The organism is Psychrobacter sp. T6-6, from assembly GCF_052258185.1.
GTDB lineage: Bacteria > Pseudomonadota > Gammaproteobacteria > Pseudomonadales > Moraxellaceae > Psychrobacter.
In genome coordinates this window covers 323,041-337,461 of sequence record NZ_JBQQEX010000003.1, presented here as the reverse complement: position 1 = coordinate 337,461, position 14,421 = coordinate 323,041, and the positions used below count along the sequence as shown (strand labels likewise).

Sequence of the window (14,421 nt, the reverse complement as noted above, 5' to 3'; positions counted from 1 at the left end):
AGCTCCCATATATAGACAGCTGACTCTATTGATACGATTAGATTTATCTTAAATTAAACCAGATAAGTGAGATTAGAACTGATACGTTAATGAGGTTTTGATGTTGCGTCCCATCTCAAAGTCAGTATAGTCATCATCTATAGAGTTACGTGATGCATGGCTGGCATAGGTCTCATCAAAGATATTGTATACCCCAAGCGTGGCTTTTAAGCCTTCAACTTGAGTTGGTGTATAGCTCATAAAGATATCATGCACGTCATAGTTTGGTTTTTCGTTGTCATCGCCCGCGGTGTTCGGCGTCACTGAGGCGACGTAAGTGCTGCGCCAGCCAAGCTCAGTAGTCTCAGTTGGTGCATAGCCAAGGTTGACCATATACTTGTCACCAGACTCAGAGCCACTACCACTCACTGAAGTGATGTTGTAACCAGTCTCCTCGCCCTTGCTGCGTGCACGCGCATAGCTTAGACCCATATTGAAGTTATCTACTCTATAATCCGCTGATAGCTCCACGCCCTTTATTTTGAAATCTTCGTCGTTATTAATAACCCCTTGGCAACTGCCGTTTAATTGTCCAGTCGCACAATCTAAGCCAACTCGTCCATTACCAGCGCGTACAAACTCGATGTAGTTTTCGATATTGGTTTCAAAGTACTTACCACTTAATTTTAGCGAATCATTGGCTGTCGTTAGACCACGCAAAGTCGTTGCGATACCGACTTCGGCATTGTCGCCTTCTTCTGCTTTTAGATCATCATTGACATAGGTGCCAGCGCCATCAGTATTGAAGATCGTTTGGCTCAGATCTGGACCGTTAAATAACTGGGTATAGCTTGCAAATAGCTGGGTGCGCGGTGCGATCTCATAGCTAGCAGCCAATGCGCCAACGACATTGTCATAAGTCTTGCCTGCCGATACAAACTCAGGAGACTCGTAGCGGTCGTAACGGACACCTGGCGTTAAGCTAAGTTTGCCGATTTGCCATTGGTCTTCTAGGTATACCGATGTGTTGGTTGCTTCATCGGTACTAGCATCTGCAAAGTCTCGTGACATCTCAGATTCTTTTTTGTAATGCTCAACACCTGCAATTAGCTTATGAGTGCCTTTGATACCATCAATGATGCTGCTATCGACAATACTGGTGTTTTGTACTTTCCCGCCAGTGGTTTTGACCTCTGCATCAAACTCGAACCCAGGCTCACCATCAGAGTTACGTAAGATCTGCGTGCTGGTCTGATAGACATTAGTGTCTATATCAACCAATTGATTGGCAGGGTTATAATTATGATCGAGCGCGTAAGTGTCGCGTTTTACTTCTTGCGGCAGGATTGGGTTCCAACCGCCAGCAGGGAAATCTGGACGTAATGGAAATAGCCCTTTGTTTTCGGTACGGCTAAAGCTAGCGCCCACATGATGATCTTGGCCAACATATGCGCCTGCTTTTAGAAGGATGTTTTCGCCTTCACTGTCTTCGGTTTGGATTTTGCGGCCGCTACCATCTTCGCCAGCATTGGCATCACGCTTGCCATAATAAGCAAGTAAGTCGATGTTTTCTGTTGGAGCGCCATAAACGGTCGCTGAGGTCAACAGCTCATCGTTATTGCTGCCATATCCTGCGTGGATTTTGGCGCCTACTGTTTGACCAGGCTTGAGTAGATCTGCTGCATCGACGGTTTCAAAAGCAACCGCGCCGCCGATGGCATCGTTGCCAAGCGTTACTGAGTTATTACCTACTGACACTTCTGCTTGCTTGAGCAAGTCTGGATCGATAGTGACATCGCCCATATGGTAGAACAGCGCACCCTCTTGACGGGCACCATCGATAGTGACTTTTAGGTTGGTATCATCAAGACCACGCACACGTATGCGCTGATTGACCGATGAGGTACCGCCTACATCTACTCCTGGTACCACATCTAAAAAATCACTCAAATGACTTGCTTGAGCAGCTGGTGTGTAGTCATCTATATAGACAGAGTCCTCTTGCACACTATCACGTACTGAGCTATTGGCCGTTACGGTAATAGTCTGTAGTGTGGTATTTGGCATATCATCTGCCGTAGCGGCGTTGGCCGCTTGTGTCCACAATACCGCTGCCACGCCTACAGATAGCACAGTCAATGGGCTAGATAACTTTACTTCACGCATAACACACTCACTTTATTTTACTATTAGAATTTTTAAGCCGTCGATAAACGGTCTCTTATAAAACTGCTCTTGGGGGGTATATAAACTTGCATATATTTAAGCTAATACGCGAATAACATCATTAATGTTAATGATAATGATTAGCATTTAATTATTGAGGGGCATAATAACGAAGTATTAACAATTTGGCAATAATTAATGTGCAGAATTTACATGAATGACATTGGGCAAGGATAAACCTAAGATGGGAGGTTTCTATATCGGTTAGCACAGCGGTATCAACAGCTCGATTCACTATTCAATTCTATGCTTACTCATACTCACTTGGCTTTGATTGTTCAGCCTTCATTGCTTGGTTCTGATGACATTTGACAACGAGGAACAGCTCCGGACTGTATTGATGAATGACAGATTATATCGATGATATGATAGCAAGTTACCTAGCACTTGTTTTTCTTGTACTACTGTACTAGAATGCTGAAACAAGGCAGTTCTTTGCAGAATAGCTGCTTGACGAGCGCGCTGTCTCCTTTTTTGTTTAAGACTATTTACTATGACTACCGATCCTTATCAGAGCTTACTAACTCATTTGACAAACTGTACTGATAGCAAAGACATCGATAAGCTATTAAGTGCACTACTGACAAATAAAGAGCAACACGATATTGCCAATCGTATTCGTATTTTTGACTTGCTTGAGCAAGGCGTTACACAACGTGAGATCTCTGAGCAACTGGGCGTTGGTATTGCCACGGTCTCTCGCGGTGCTAGAGCCATGCAAAGCCATGATGTAAGCGCGTTACTTGCTACTCATAGAGCGCGCTCCTAAGCCACTACCTAGCGCATTTACTACTCTTTTACTAATTACCTTCTTAATAACTACTTTATTAATTGCCTAATCGACACCTATTTGATGAATTTCGGACTTTGTTATGACTTCTAGTACACTTGCACAAACCCAGCCTGCACCTATCGATATCCCTAGCAAACCAAAGCGCATTAAGCTCACACAGGATATTGACTTTTTTGCGTTATTTAAACGTATCGAGAGCGCGTTTGACACTTGTTATTTGCTCGAATCGTTGGGTGAAGACAGCCATATTTCACGCCATCATGCGATCGGCTTCAACCCTGTGACTACCATCGCAGCGTTAGACCGCCATACGCTTGCTATCACGGATAATAAAACAGCGACCACCACCAAGTATCAAACTGACAATCCTTATGAGCTGCTTCGCGCCATCACGCCGCAACATGTTATTGCCCGTGATCAGAGCGGCGGACTTGTCGGTTATTTGGGTTATGACTGTGTGAACTTTTTTGAGCCGAGTCTGACGGCAAAAGCCAGTGAAGACTTTGAGCCGTTTAAGTTTGGTGTGTATCTAGATGGATTGACGCTTGATAAGATGACAGGCGAGATTTTCTACTTTTATTATCCCACTGCACAGCAAAACAACCGTATCGAGCAGATCAAAGCGCTACTCGATGACCCAATTCCAAGTTATGAAGCGCCTACCGTTGAGTTCTTGGGCGATGGTATGAGCCAAGCAGAACATGCCAACGTCGTCATGCAAGTCAAAGAAGACATCATCTCTGGCCGTATCTTTCAGTGTGAAGTTGGGTTCAAATCCAAATATCGTATCGCTGGTGACAAGATGCCTATCTACGAAAAACTGCGTGCGGTCAATCCATCACCGCACATGTATTTTATGAAATTTACGCAGCAGTGCATCATTGGCGCGTCGCCTGAGCTGCTGTTCCGCTTACGTCAAGGCGAGATGGAAACCTATCCACTAGCAGGGACAGCTAAACGCGGCGTCGATGTAATAGAAGACCGTAAGCTTGCCCGCGCCCTACTCAACGATGACAAAGAAATCGCCGAGCACAATATGCTTGTCGATTTGCACCGTAATGATATCGGCCGTGTGGCGCGATTTGGTACGGTAAAAGTCCGTAGTCTCATGGATATCAAACGCTTCTCGCACGTACAGCATATCTCCTCTGAGATCGTTGGTATCTTGCATCCTGACGAAGATATGTTTAGCGCGCTTGCCAGCAATTTCCCTGCGGGCACACTATCAGGCGCACCTAAGGTAGAAGCCATCAAAGTCATCAATGAGCTAGAGCCAGATGGACGCGGTGCTTATGGCGGTGCGCTAGGATCATTCAACTTCAATGGCGATTGTATCTTTGCCATTCCTATTCGCAGTCTATTTATCAGCGGCGAGTCAGCCTACGCGCAGACATGCGGTGGCAATGTCTATGACTCAAATCCAGCCGATGAGTATCTAGAGATTCAGCGCAAACTGTCTGCGATGAAAGTCGTGTTAGACAGCTTTATGCAGCCGTAATCTTATCAAGCGTCATTCGCAAGTTGGCCCTATTTTACCCAGCTATATTTTTATAAAAGAGTTTATGTCCCATGAATGTTTTAATTATCGATAACTACGACTCGTTTACCTTTAATCTCTATCAGTATGTCGGCGAGATTTTGCAAACTTTGGACGGCAGCAATGAAGCCAAAGTCACTGTCAAACGTAATAACGAGATTACCCTAGCTGACGTACAAGCCATGAATTTAGATAGAATCATTATCTCACCCGGCCCTGGTTCGCCTGATGATCCAGCGTATTTTGGCATCTGTGCGGAAGTTATTGAGACATTGGGCAAGACAGTACCACTACTAGGCGTCTGCTTGGGTATGCAAGGCATTGCTCATGTATTCGGCGGTGATGTGATACGCGCCAGTGTGCCGATGCACGGCAAAGTATCCTCTATTCGTCATGATGGTACAGGTATCTATCAAGGCTTGCCGCAAGAGCTTGAAATCATGCGCTATCACTCACTGGTGGTAAAAGCAGACACCATTCCAGATTGTCTGACCATTACCTCAATCGTCGCCAATGATGAACGTGCGGAATTGAGCTTTGACGAGTCTGCGCTGACGGGCGATGAGATTATGGGACTGGCGCACAAAGACTATCCAATACAAGGCGTTCAATTCCACCCTGAATCCTTTGCCACTGAAGGGGCTAAGCGGTTGCTGAGTAACTTTTTATTGCAGGTGTAGACCGATATATCTATTGCTAGGTCTGTCTCAAGCCTAAATAAATACTGCTTATTATTCAGACGTATTGTGTTGCTCTTGAGCCTAGCTTTAGTGACTGCTGTCAGCTCGGCAGTAACGCCAGTACAAGCAAACTTCATCTTGGGTATGGATATCCAAGGTCAACGTCTAAATCTATATAAAGGCTGCAAAGAAAGGAATGTGACCTGTAGTGATATGCTACTGGTCGCGCCAGATCTGGGACGATTACTACAGACAAAGCAACTAGGGGAAAAGCTCGATGGCGCACCCTACTCGGTCAATCTGTCTCCTGCTAAAACCAAATATAGCTTATGTAACGATGGTATTACACCTTGCCAATTTCAGGATTATCGTTTTGAAGAAGAAGATCTCAACGGGTTTATAGATCCATCAAATCATGAGCTGTATTTATCCAGCAACTGGACGACAGATAACGATACTTTTACCTGCACAGAAAATACCACTTATTTACCATTGGTTTCGCAAACGGCGTTAATTGACGATAGCTACAACATATCAGATCAAACACTAAACAGCAGCTATGGCGTTGCACAGCGGGAGGCTTAACGTTTTTGTGATAAACAAACCTCAGCTGACCTCAAAAAAGAGTAGATTCAATGGATAAAGCCGCGAACAAAAAATTGCGGTGCTGATGCTAATCATTTGCCAAGGACTCAAGCCGAAAAAGTGTGCTTTATTCAGCAAAACACCCTACGGGTTCAAGCGTGGTTTTTGTGAATTGATTAAATGTAGCATGCCCCAGTAGCGACTGACTATCTTTTAGTGATAGACTGAGAGAACCAACAAAAGACAGCCTTTAATCAGGTTGTCTTTTCTTATTTCAGTATTGCTCAGAGCGTTTAAATCACTGGTAATCTGACAAAACTTTGTGTCATTTAGATCGTAAGAAGACAACAGTATGGCAAACATCGACAGCGGAACGACGATACAATACTCGCATCAGTCATGGATAGGCACTATTCAAATCATTACCGCAGCAATTTGCTGGGGCACGCTTGGTATATTTTCAACCTATCTTAATCAAATAGGCTTTAGTGGGTGGCAGGTGACGATATTACGTATCGTGACGGCGGCATTTATTATCTTGGCTATGCTACCAAAACTATGGCCAGCCATAATCAAACTACAACCCAAGCAATGGTTTGGACTCGCAATGCAGTCTTTGATCGGTGTGCTGGGTATGTCGGTGTGCTATTTTTTTGCCGTCATCTATGTCGGAGCAGGTCCTGCGGTGGCCCTACTATATACTGCGCCCGTTTTTAGCTTGTTGTTTTCGAGGTTCTTACTGAGTGAGTCGATTACTCGCAAATCTCTCGCGCTGGCATTCATGGCGGTATTTGGCGTTGGTTTGACGATGCTAGGCGAGCAGGCACAAGTCAATTGGGGTATTTTACTCGGCTTGGCAGCAGGTATGTGCTATTCCTTATATGGGGTATTAGGCAAGCGGGCGATGCATTACGCTCACCCTGCTCCTTTGGTGTTTTTTACCTCTATCGTCATTAGTGCTGGCGGATTGCTACTCCTACCTGAGACTTATCGTACTTATGGGCAGCTGTTAGATCTTCCTGTAATGACTTGGGGTTATGTCCTAGGGCTGTCTCTATTAGGTACTGTAGTCCCGTTTGGGCTATATATGAAAGCGTTAGAAAAACTGCCTGCCACGCGTGCATCAGTCTTTACTATTTTTGAGCCATTGACAGCGATTGCACTTGCAGTACTGTTATTGCAGCAGTCTTTATCTTGGATTCAATACTTAGGTGTCGGACTTATCTTGCTAGCAGCGTTATTGAACGCGGTGCTAAACGGTACTGCCACCCGCGTACCTCGCTGGCTAAAACAACGGCAAAAGGTATAACGCCATTGCCTAATGTTTAAAACATATACTCGTTAAGATACGTGCTAACTAAAATACATTTTGGTTATGTCGATAAAAAAGCCCCAACCATGACTGCATGATTGGGGCTTTTTAGTTTATCGTTTTCTGCTTTAGCAACTGACTTAATAACACAGACTGTAAGCGCTAAAAATACGGTAGACAGTTCGAGTGATTCGATTCTACTTCTGATCAATACGCTGTAAAAATGCCTGCGTACGCGGATGCTTGGAGTCTTCAAATAACTGCTTGGCACTGCCCTCTTCGACGACTACACCGCCTTCAATTAACACCACATGATCAGCAACGTCACGAGCAAAGTTAATTTCATGAGTCACCACGACCATCGTCCAGCCCTCAGACGCGAGCTGCTTCATGGTTTCAAGGACATCTTGTACCAGTTCAGGATCAAGCGCAGAGGTTGGCTCATCAAACAATAGTAACGACGGCTCAATCGCCAGCGCACGGGCGATGCCAATACGCTGCTGTTGACCACCGGATAGCTGAAATGGATATAGATCGGCTTTGTCCGATAGCCCTACCTTATCGAGCAGTACCAATGCCTGCTCGCGTGCTTGCGCTTTGCTTTGTCCTTGTACCACCGTAGGACCAAGCATCAGATTCTCAATAGCTGTCTTATGCGGAAACAAATTATAAGACTGAAAGACCATGCCAGATTTGCGCTGTAACGCTAGCAGCTTTTTTTTGTTTGGTTTGGTCGCAAAGTCAACGCTTAAGCTGTCATCATCAAACGCAATCACGCCTTTGTCAGGAATTTCTAGCGCATTAAGGCAGCGCAAAAACGTGGTTTTGCCCGATCCTGAAGGCCCTAATATAACAACCACTTTGCCTTTATTGATAGTCAAATCAATGCCTCTGAGCACCTGATTGCTACCAAAGGTTTTATGGATATTAGTGACTTTGATCATAAAAATTCCTGTTGGGCTGGTCTATATTTGCGAGTATCTATTGAGCCATGATTTGTTTTGCCGCATGACTTATTTTGCCACGTAGCGATCAAGGCGGGTTTCAAGCTTGCCTTGGATAAAGGTCAAGAACAGACAAATACCCCAATAAATAACCGCCGCTTCTGTGTACACCAGCATAAACTCGTAGTTACGAGCGGTAATGATTTGTGCTTGTTTAAATAGCTCAGTGACCAACACCAGTGACGCAAGTGAGGTATCTTTTACCAAACTGATAAAGGTATTGGATAATGGTGGTACCGACACGCGTAGGGCTTGCGGTAAGATTACATGACGAAACGTTTGCAAGTACGTCAAACCAACGGTAGAACCTGCTTCCCACTGCCCCTTTGGAATCGATAAAATCGAAGCTCGTACCGTCTCTGAGGCGTATGCGCCAATATTTAGAGAGAACGCAATAATCGCTGAGGGAAACGGATCGAGCTTGACACCGACACTAGGCAGACCATAAAAGATAATAAATAGCTGCACCAGCATCGGCGTACCGCGAATCGCAGACACATAGATACGCGCCAAGCGATAGACGATCTCATGAAACCAACCAGCACGCGGTACAATACGAATCAAAGCGACCGTCAGAGCAATCGCCATACCAATCGCAAACGAGATCAACGCCAGTGGTATCGAATAATAAATACCACCTTTGAGCATTGGCCAAAATGATGAGATGACAATCTGCGCCCGATCAGGACTCATAAATGGCAATAGCGCCAGTAGTTCAGCGAGCACAGCGGTGATAGACGCTAACATTATTTTTGTTGACTTACATCAGCACCAAAGAACTCTTCGCTAAGCTTGGTGAGGGTGCCATCAGCGGCAAGCGCTGCCATTGCTTCATCCAGTTTTGCCACGACTTCATCATCGCCTTTGATGAGTACTAGACCTGAGCCTGTTTGCTCACTAGCAGGTGCGGTCAGTTTGATCTCGAGATCAGAGTCTGGGAATTTTTTGAGATAATCGAGTACGGCAAGATTGTCGTTCATCGTAAAGTCAGCACGGTCTTGCTTAACCAATTGAATCGCTTGCGCCATACCATCGACAGGGACGATTTCTGCGCCATATTTTTCTGCCAGCTCGCCATAGTTACTGCTCAGTGATTGGGCGGTACGTAGGCCTTTTAGATTGTCCCAAGAGCTGTAACGATTGTCATCCGTTGGTGCTAGTGCAACCGCACCTGACCAGCTATAAGCCATAGACTTATCATATTTAGCCAGACGTTCAGGAGTCGTTAAGCTCACTTGGTTAGCAACCATATCGAAGCGTTTTGAGTCCAAACCTGCCAGCATGGCATCCCACTGGGTCTCTTTGAACTCGACCTCTACGCCCAGCTTATCCGCAACGGCACGCGTCACTTCGACGTCATAACCTGTCAGCTTGCCACTCTCATCATGATAGGTGAACGGAGGATACGTACCCTCTGTACCGACGTTGATGGTGCCGCCTTCATTGATACGTTGCAGCAAATCAGAACCGCCTGTCGCTGCACTGTCAGTTGCGGTAGTATCGGCTTCATTGGTAGATGACTGACCACAAGCGGCAAGGAATATAGTACTAGCGGCAAGGGCTAAAAGAGTACGACGTTTCATAAGACGTCCTTATAAGAATGAATAGAGTGAATATCAACAAATAGGAAAAAGCCGATACACAAGGACAGTACGATAGCTGCTCTATAATATTCGGCTTTGGCTGCTCGATTTGAGGTTACTCAGCATATTTTTCAATGCTGTTTGAATATTATTTTTCAAAAGTATGGATGTATAATTGCGGCTACATAAGAAGCCATGACGACTCAATAAATAACAACTTATGGATATAGTAGCTCATTTTGGATAGCACAAACGTACAAAATCAGTGAGTATACGTAAGACAGTCACTATAACCTACCTGAGAACTGGTAACGATCGCCAGCATGCCACATTTTGACAAAGGTCACTACTTGACCTGCTGAGTAAGTTTGCCTACGTAGTACTAGAGTTGGGGATTGCGGGGTAATCTGCAGAGCGTCTGCCACCTCGTTTGGCGCGGCAAGGGCACGGATGGTATAGCTGCCACTCTCTAGCGGTATTTTTTCAACCAGATAATCACTAGTATTGACGACCGTAAAGTCCTGCTCGATGAACTCTGGTGCCCTGTTGGCGTCAACCCAGCGCTCTTCAAACTGTATAGGCTGACCATCTGCGAAATGGATGATCTTTACCTCATAAAGAATAGGCGCATCGCCCAAGCTGTCTATACCAAGGTTACTACCCGTTTCATTTGCATCAGCGCTTGGACTAACAGGCGCTGCTACTTCATCAATACCGAATTTGCGACGTAATTTATCACCAATCATAGCAGCAGTCATCGCACGCTTGCTCACGACTTTGGCTTCATAGTCACGATTGGCTGATTTGAGGTCCTCTGCGATATTACGCACTTCTACAAAGGTATGGTTAAACTGCTGCTGCGCGACAAACGTACCTGAACCTTGACGGCGTTCCAATACCCGCTCCTCGCTCAGCTCTTTGAGCGCGCGATTGACCGTCATCCGTGATACGCCAAACTCTTCAGCCAATGCCATTTCAGTAGAAATCGCCTTACCTGCCTGCCATTTACCAGAATGAATATTGTCTAATATGGCATTTTTTATACGTTGATATGCTGGAGTTGTCTTCGTCATGTTCGTCTTTAACCGTCAATTCTGCTCACAATAATGACAGCATAATATCATGAGACCACTGTGCAAACCTCAGCCAAAATGCCTGAGCAGTAAGCAATTTGCTAAATCAATAACAAAAATAATGAGTAGGCAAATAAAAAATCCTTGCATGAAAAAATAATCTTTGATAATTTGTATATACAAATATACAGCAGCGCTTAAAATATTAATTGAGCTACTCGATATTTCGATGAATTTATAGGCTGCTTGTCAAACACTGACTATGACTACTCTATTGCCCTATTTGTTATTACAAGGATATGACCATGACTACCGATAATGGAACCAACAATAAGCTAACTCGCCGTGATGAGTCTCGTGATATCGCTGCGCCTACTGGTAGCACACTACATTGCAAAAGCTGGCTGACCGAAGCGCCTTATCGCATGCTGCAAAACAACCTACATCCTGATGTCGCTGAAAACCCAAAAAGTCTGGTCGTCTACGGTGGTATCGGACGCGCTGCCCGTAATTGGGAAAGCTATGATCAAATCTTAGAGTCACTAAAAGAATTAGAAGATGATGAGACGTTGTTGGTGCAATCTGGTAAGCCTGTAGGTGTGTTTCAGACGCATGAAAATGCACCACGCGTGTTGATTGCCAACTCTAACCTTGTGCCGTGCTGGGCGACATGGGAGCACTTCAATGAGCTCGATCGCAAAGACTTATTTATGTACGGTCAGATGACGGCAGGTAGCTGGATTTATATCGGTACGCAAGGCATCGTACAAGGCACATATGAGACTTTTGTGGAAGCCGGTCGTCAGCATTATGACGGTAGCTGGGCAGGTCGTTGGATTTTGACCGCCGGTCTTGGCGGTATGGGCGGCGCACAGCCACTAGCCGCGACTTTTGCAGGTGCAACATCACTGAATATCGAGTGTCAGCAGTCTAGTATCGATTTTCGCTTGCGTACGGGTTATGTCGATAAGCAAGCAGACGATCTTGACCATGCTTATGAGTTAATCAAACAACATACGGACGCAGGCGAAGCGGTTTCAATCGCCCTACTTGGTAACGCCGCAGATATCTTACCTGAAATGGTTAAACGCGCTAACGCTGGCGGCATGAAGCCTGATCTGGTCACCGATCAAACCTCGGCGCATGATTTGATCAATGGTTATCTACCAAGTGGCTGGACAGTAGAGGAATGGAGGTCCGCGCAAGAGGATCCAGAGCAACACGCAGCACTGACTAAAGCAGCCGCTCAGTCTTGTGCCGTACACGTCCAAGCAATTTTAGATCTGCAATCGATGGATATTCCAGCGACCGATTACGGCAATAATATCCGTCAGGTAGCTTTTGATGAAGGGGTGAAAGATGCCTTTAACTTCCCAGGTTTTGTCCCCGCCTATATTCGTCCGCTATTTTGCCAAGGTAAAGGCCCTTTCCGCTGGGTAGCATTATCAGGTGATCCAGAAGATATCTATAAGACTGATCAAAAAATCAAAGAGCTGTTCCCTGAAAACACCCACGTCCATCGTTGGTTAGATATGGCAAAAGAGCGCATTCAGTTCCAAGGCTTGCCTGCTCGTATCTGCTGGTTAGGTCTGGGTGAGCGTGACAAGGCAGGTTTGGCATTTAATGAAATGGTCAAAAACGGTGAACTAAAAGGCCCTATCGTCATTGGTCGTGATCACTTGGATACAGGCTCTGTCGCCAGTCCAAACCGCGAAACCGAAAGCATGAAAGATGGCTCAGACGCGGTATCTGATTGGGCACTCCTAAACGGTATGCTCAATGTGGCAGGCGGCGCGACGTGGGTCTCATTGCATCATGGTGGAGGTGTCGGCATGGGCTACTCACAGCACTCAGGTATGGTCATCGTCGCAGACGGTACGGATGCGGCTGCCAAACGCTTGTCACGAGTGCTCGTTAATGACTGCGGCTCAGGGGTTATGCGTCATGCTGATGCAGGTTATGAGCTGGCGATTAAGACCGCAAAAGATTATGGTCTAAACTTGCCAATGATTAGATAATAAGCATCGCCTTAACACCATAAAAATAATTAACTATACGACTATGCAACTAGGATTACCCTTATGAGCAACATCAAACAATTGACCCTACATCCACGCCAGCTTAGCTTTGAGATGCTACGTGAAATCTATGATCAGCCCGTGGTATTGAGCTTGCCTGAGAGCGCTTATGAGGCGATTGATGCCTCGCACGAAGATGTGCGCACGATCATTGCCCGTGATAAAAGCGCTTATGGCATCAATACTGGTTTTGGCTTACTTGCCAAGACACGTATCAGTGATGACCAGCTTGAGCTGCTACAGCGTAACCTGATCATTTCTCATTCGGTAGGTACTGGTGACGCGCTACCAGACGGTGTGGTACGACTGATTATGGTGATGAAGGTTGCTAGCCTAGCACAAGGCGTTTCTGGTGTACGCCGCGAGGTGGTTGATAGCTTACTTGGTTTGATCAACAATCAAATCACGCCAAACATTCCCGCCAAAGGATCGGTTGGTGCATCTGGTGACTTGGCGCCATTATCACACATGACACTTGCAATGATGGGCGAAGGTGATGTCTTTGTTGACGGTAAAAAAGTGCCAGCTGCTGATGCTCTAGCCCAGCATGGACTAAAGCCGATTACACTGGCAGCCAAAGAAGGCCTTGCTCTCATCAACGGTACGCAAGTATCAACCGCACTAGCATTACGTGGTTATTTCTTAGCACGGGATTTGCTTGAGACAGCGACTATCGTCGGCTCGCTATCGATTGATGCCGCCAAAGGCTCAGATTCACCATTTGATGCCCGTATTCATGAAGTACGTGGTCATCATGGTCAGATAGAGATCGCCAAAGCGCATCGTCAATTGATCAAAGGCAGTGCTATTCGTGCCTCGCACGATGGCGAACAAGATGATCGCGTACAAGACCCTTACTGCCTACGATGTCAGCCGCAGGTCATGGGTGCTTGCCTTGATATCATCAACCAAGCAGGAAAAACGCTACTCATCGAATCCAATGCGGTGACAGACAATCCGCTTATCTTTAATAGCGAAGATGGCCCGGTCGCCATATCAGGTGGTAACTTCCATGCCGAGCCAGTCGCTTTTGCCGCGGATATTTTAGCCTTCGCAATCGCTGAAATTGGCTCGATGTCTGAGCGCCGTGTGGCCTTGCTGATTGATGCAACGCTGTCAGGTGGTCTGCCGCCATTCTTGGTTAATAACGCTGGGGTCAACTCAGGTTTTATGATTGCGCATGTGACCGCCGCAGCACTGGCATCGGAAAACAAATCTATCGCCCATCCAGGCAGCGTCGATAGTATCCCAACTTCTGCCAACCAAGAAGATCATGTATCTATGGCAACATATTGTGCGCGCCGCCTATACGAGATGGCGCAAAACACGGCCACTATCATCGGTATTGAGCTATTAGCTGCTGGTCAAGGTATCGACTTCCATCGCGGACTCGAGACGTCAGAGCCGTTGACAGTGGCACATGAAAAACTGCGTGAGCAAGTGACGTTCTATGATAAAGATCGCTACCTAGCCCCTGATATCGAAGCCGCCAAACAGCTAGTACTAGACGGTACACTTGCTGAGCATTGGCAAGAACTGCGTCGCGACTGGTACGAGTCTAAGTAACCGTT

The 14,421-nt window shown here is 46.0% G+C and carries 12 protein-coding genes; 7 read left to right on the top strand and 5 right to left on the bottom strand.

Going from position 1 to position 14,421, the window contains the following annotated elements; all coding sequences use genetic code 11:
• Positions 1-72 precede the first annotated feature (72 nt).
• Positions 73-2,145, bottom strand: coding sequence for a TonB-dependent receptor domain-containing protein (locus ACTXGL_RS07360; RefSeq protein WP_443525920.1), 2,073 nt, complete (start codon positions 2,143-2,145; stop codon positions 73-75).
• Between the two features lie 553 nt (positions 2,146-2,698).
• Between ACTXGL_RS07360 and ACTXGL_RS07355 the strand changes: the two genes are divergently transcribed.
• From ACTXGL_RS07355 to ACTXGL_RS07335, 5 genes are all read left to right on the top strand, one after another.
• Positions 2,699-2,974 (top strand): Trp family transcriptional regulator, encoded by a 276-nt coding sequence (locus ACTXGL_RS07355; protein WP_443525918.1) that lies wholly within the window; start codon positions 2,699-2,701, stop codon positions 2,972-2,974.
• Between the two features lie 103 nt (positions 2,975-3,077).
• Positions 3,078-4,496 (top strand): anthranilate synthase component I family protein, encoded by a 1,419-nt coding sequence (locus ACTXGL_RS07350; RefSeq protein WP_443525917.1) that lies wholly within the window; start codon positions 3,078-3,080, stop codon positions 4,494-4,496.
• Between the two features lie 71 nt (positions 4,497-4,567).
• On the top strand, positions 4,568-5,215 hold the full coding sequence (locus ACTXGL_RS07345; RefSeq protein WP_443525915.1) for an anthranilate synthase component II: 648 nt from the start codon (positions 4,568-4,570) through the stop codon (positions 5,213-5,215).
• A gap of 75 nt (positions 5,216-5,290) precedes the next feature.
• Positions 5,291-5,800, top strand: coding sequence for a hypothetical protein (locus ACTXGL_RS07340; RefSeq protein ID WP_443525913.1), 510 nt, complete (start codon positions 5,291-5,293; stop codon positions 5,798-5,800).
• A 352-nt stretch (positions 5,801-6,152) separates the two neighbouring features.
• Positions 6,153-7,109 (top strand): DMT family transporter, encoded by a 957-nt coding sequence (locus tag ACTXGL_RS07335; RefSeq protein ID WP_443525911.1) that lies wholly within the window; start codon positions 6,153-6,155, stop codon positions 7,107-7,109.
• Positions 7,110-7,309: 200 nt separating this feature from the next.
• Here ACTXGL_RS07335 and ACTXGL_RS07330 read toward each other — a convergent pair whose 3' ends face one another.
• The 4 genes from ACTXGL_RS07330 to ACTXGL_RS07315 all read right to left on the bottom strand — a co-directional run bounded on the left by ACTXGL_RS07330 (position 7,310) and on the right by ACTXGL_RS07315 (position 10,772).
• Positions 7,310-8,056: an amino acid ABC transporter ATP-binding protein gene (locus ACTXGL_RS07330; RefSeq protein ID WP_443525910.1), complete on the bottom strand. Its 747-nt coding sequence runs from the start codon at positions 8,054-8,056 to the stop codon at positions 7,310-7,312.
• A 69-nt stretch (positions 8,057-8,125) separates the two neighbouring features.
• Positions 8,126-8,863 carry an amino acid ABC transporter permease gene (locus ACTXGL_RS07325; RefSeq protein ID WP_319051306.1) on the bottom strand — a complete coding sequence of 246 codons (738 nt, stop codon included), beginning with the start codon at positions 8,861-8,863 and terminating at the stop codon, positions 8,126-8,128.
• A complete protein-coding gene (locus ACTXGL_RS07320) occupies positions 8,863-9,699 on the bottom strand; it encodes an amino acid ABC transporter substrate-binding protein (protein ID WP_443525907.1) in 837 nt (278 codons plus the stop codon). Before ACTXGL_RS07320 ends, ACTXGL_RS07325 begins: the two co-directional genes overlap by 1 nt.
• Before the next feature lie 287 nt (positions 9,700-9,986).
• Positions 9,987-10,772 (bottom strand): UTRA domain-containing protein, encoded by a 786-nt coding sequence (locus ACTXGL_RS07315; RefSeq protein ID WP_443525906.1) that lies wholly within the window; start codon positions 10,770-10,772, stop codon positions 9,987-9,989.
• A gap of 305 nt (positions 10,773-11,077) precedes the next feature.
• Between ACTXGL_RS07315 and hutU the strand changes: the two genes are divergently transcribed.
• Both hutU and hutH read left to right on the top strand, forming a co-directional pair.
• Positions 11,078-12,790 carry a urocanate hydratase gene (gene hutU / locus ACTXGL_RS07310; RefSeq protein ID WP_443525904.1) on the top strand — a complete coding sequence of 571 codons (1,713 nt, stop codon included), beginning with the start codon at positions 11,078-11,080 and terminating at the stop codon, positions 12,788-12,790.
• Positions 12,791-12,853: 63 nt separating this feature from the next.
• The gene (hutH, locus tag ACTXGL_RS07305) at positions 12,854-14,416 is read left to right on the top strand and encodes a histidine ammonia-lyase (protein WP_443525902.1); all 1,563 of its coding nucleotides are present in this window, start codon (positions 12,854-12,856) and stop codon (positions 14,414-14,416) included.
• Positions 14,417-14,421 lie beyond the last annotated feature (5 nt).

Excerpts from the sequence above, each read along its gene's own strand:
- ACTXGL_RS07360 (WP_443525920.1), bottom strand. The coding sequence starts at position 2,145 with ATGCGTGAAGTAAAGTTATCTAGCCCATTGACTGTGCTATCTGTAGGC.
- ACTXGL_RS07355 (WP_443525918.1), top strand. The coding sequence starts at position 2,699 with ATGACTACCGATCCTTATCAGAGCTTACTAACTCATTTGACAAACTGT.
- ACTXGL_RS07350 (WP_443525917.1), top strand. The coding sequence starts at position 3,078 with ATGACTTCTAGTACACTTGCACAAACCCAGCCTGCACCTATCGATATC.
- ACTXGL_RS07345 (WP_443525915.1), top strand. The coding sequence starts at position 4,568 with ATGAATGTTTTAATTATCGATAACTACGACTCGTTTACCTTTAATCTC.
- ACTXGL_RS07335 (WP_443525911.1), top strand. The coding sequence starts at position 6,153 with ATGGCAAACATCGACAGCGGAACGACGATACAATACTCGCATCAGTCA.
- ACTXGL_RS07330 (WP_443525910.1), bottom strand. The coding sequence starts at position 8,056 with ATGATCAAAGTCACTAATATCCATAAAACCTTTGGTAGCAATCAGGTG.
- ACTXGL_RS07325 (WP_319051306.1), bottom strand. The coding sequence starts at position 8,863 with ATGTTAGCGTCTATCACCGCTGTGCTCGCTGAACTACTGGCGCTATTG.
- ACTXGL_RS07320 (WP_443525907.1), bottom strand. The coding sequence starts at position 9,699 with ATGAAACGTCGTACTCTTTTAGCCCTTGCCGCTAGTACTATATTCCTT.
- ACTXGL_RS07315 (WP_443525906.1), bottom strand. The coding sequence starts at position 10,772 with ATGACGAAGACAACTCCAGCATATCAACGTATAAAAAATGCCATATTA.
- hutU (WP_443525904.1), top strand. The coding sequence starts at position 11,078 with ATGACTACCGATAATGGAACCAACAATAAGCTAACTCGCCGTGATGAG.
- hutH (WP_443525902.1), top strand. The coding sequence starts at position 12,854 with ATGAGCAACATCAAACAATTGACCCTACATCCACGCCAGCTTAGCTTT.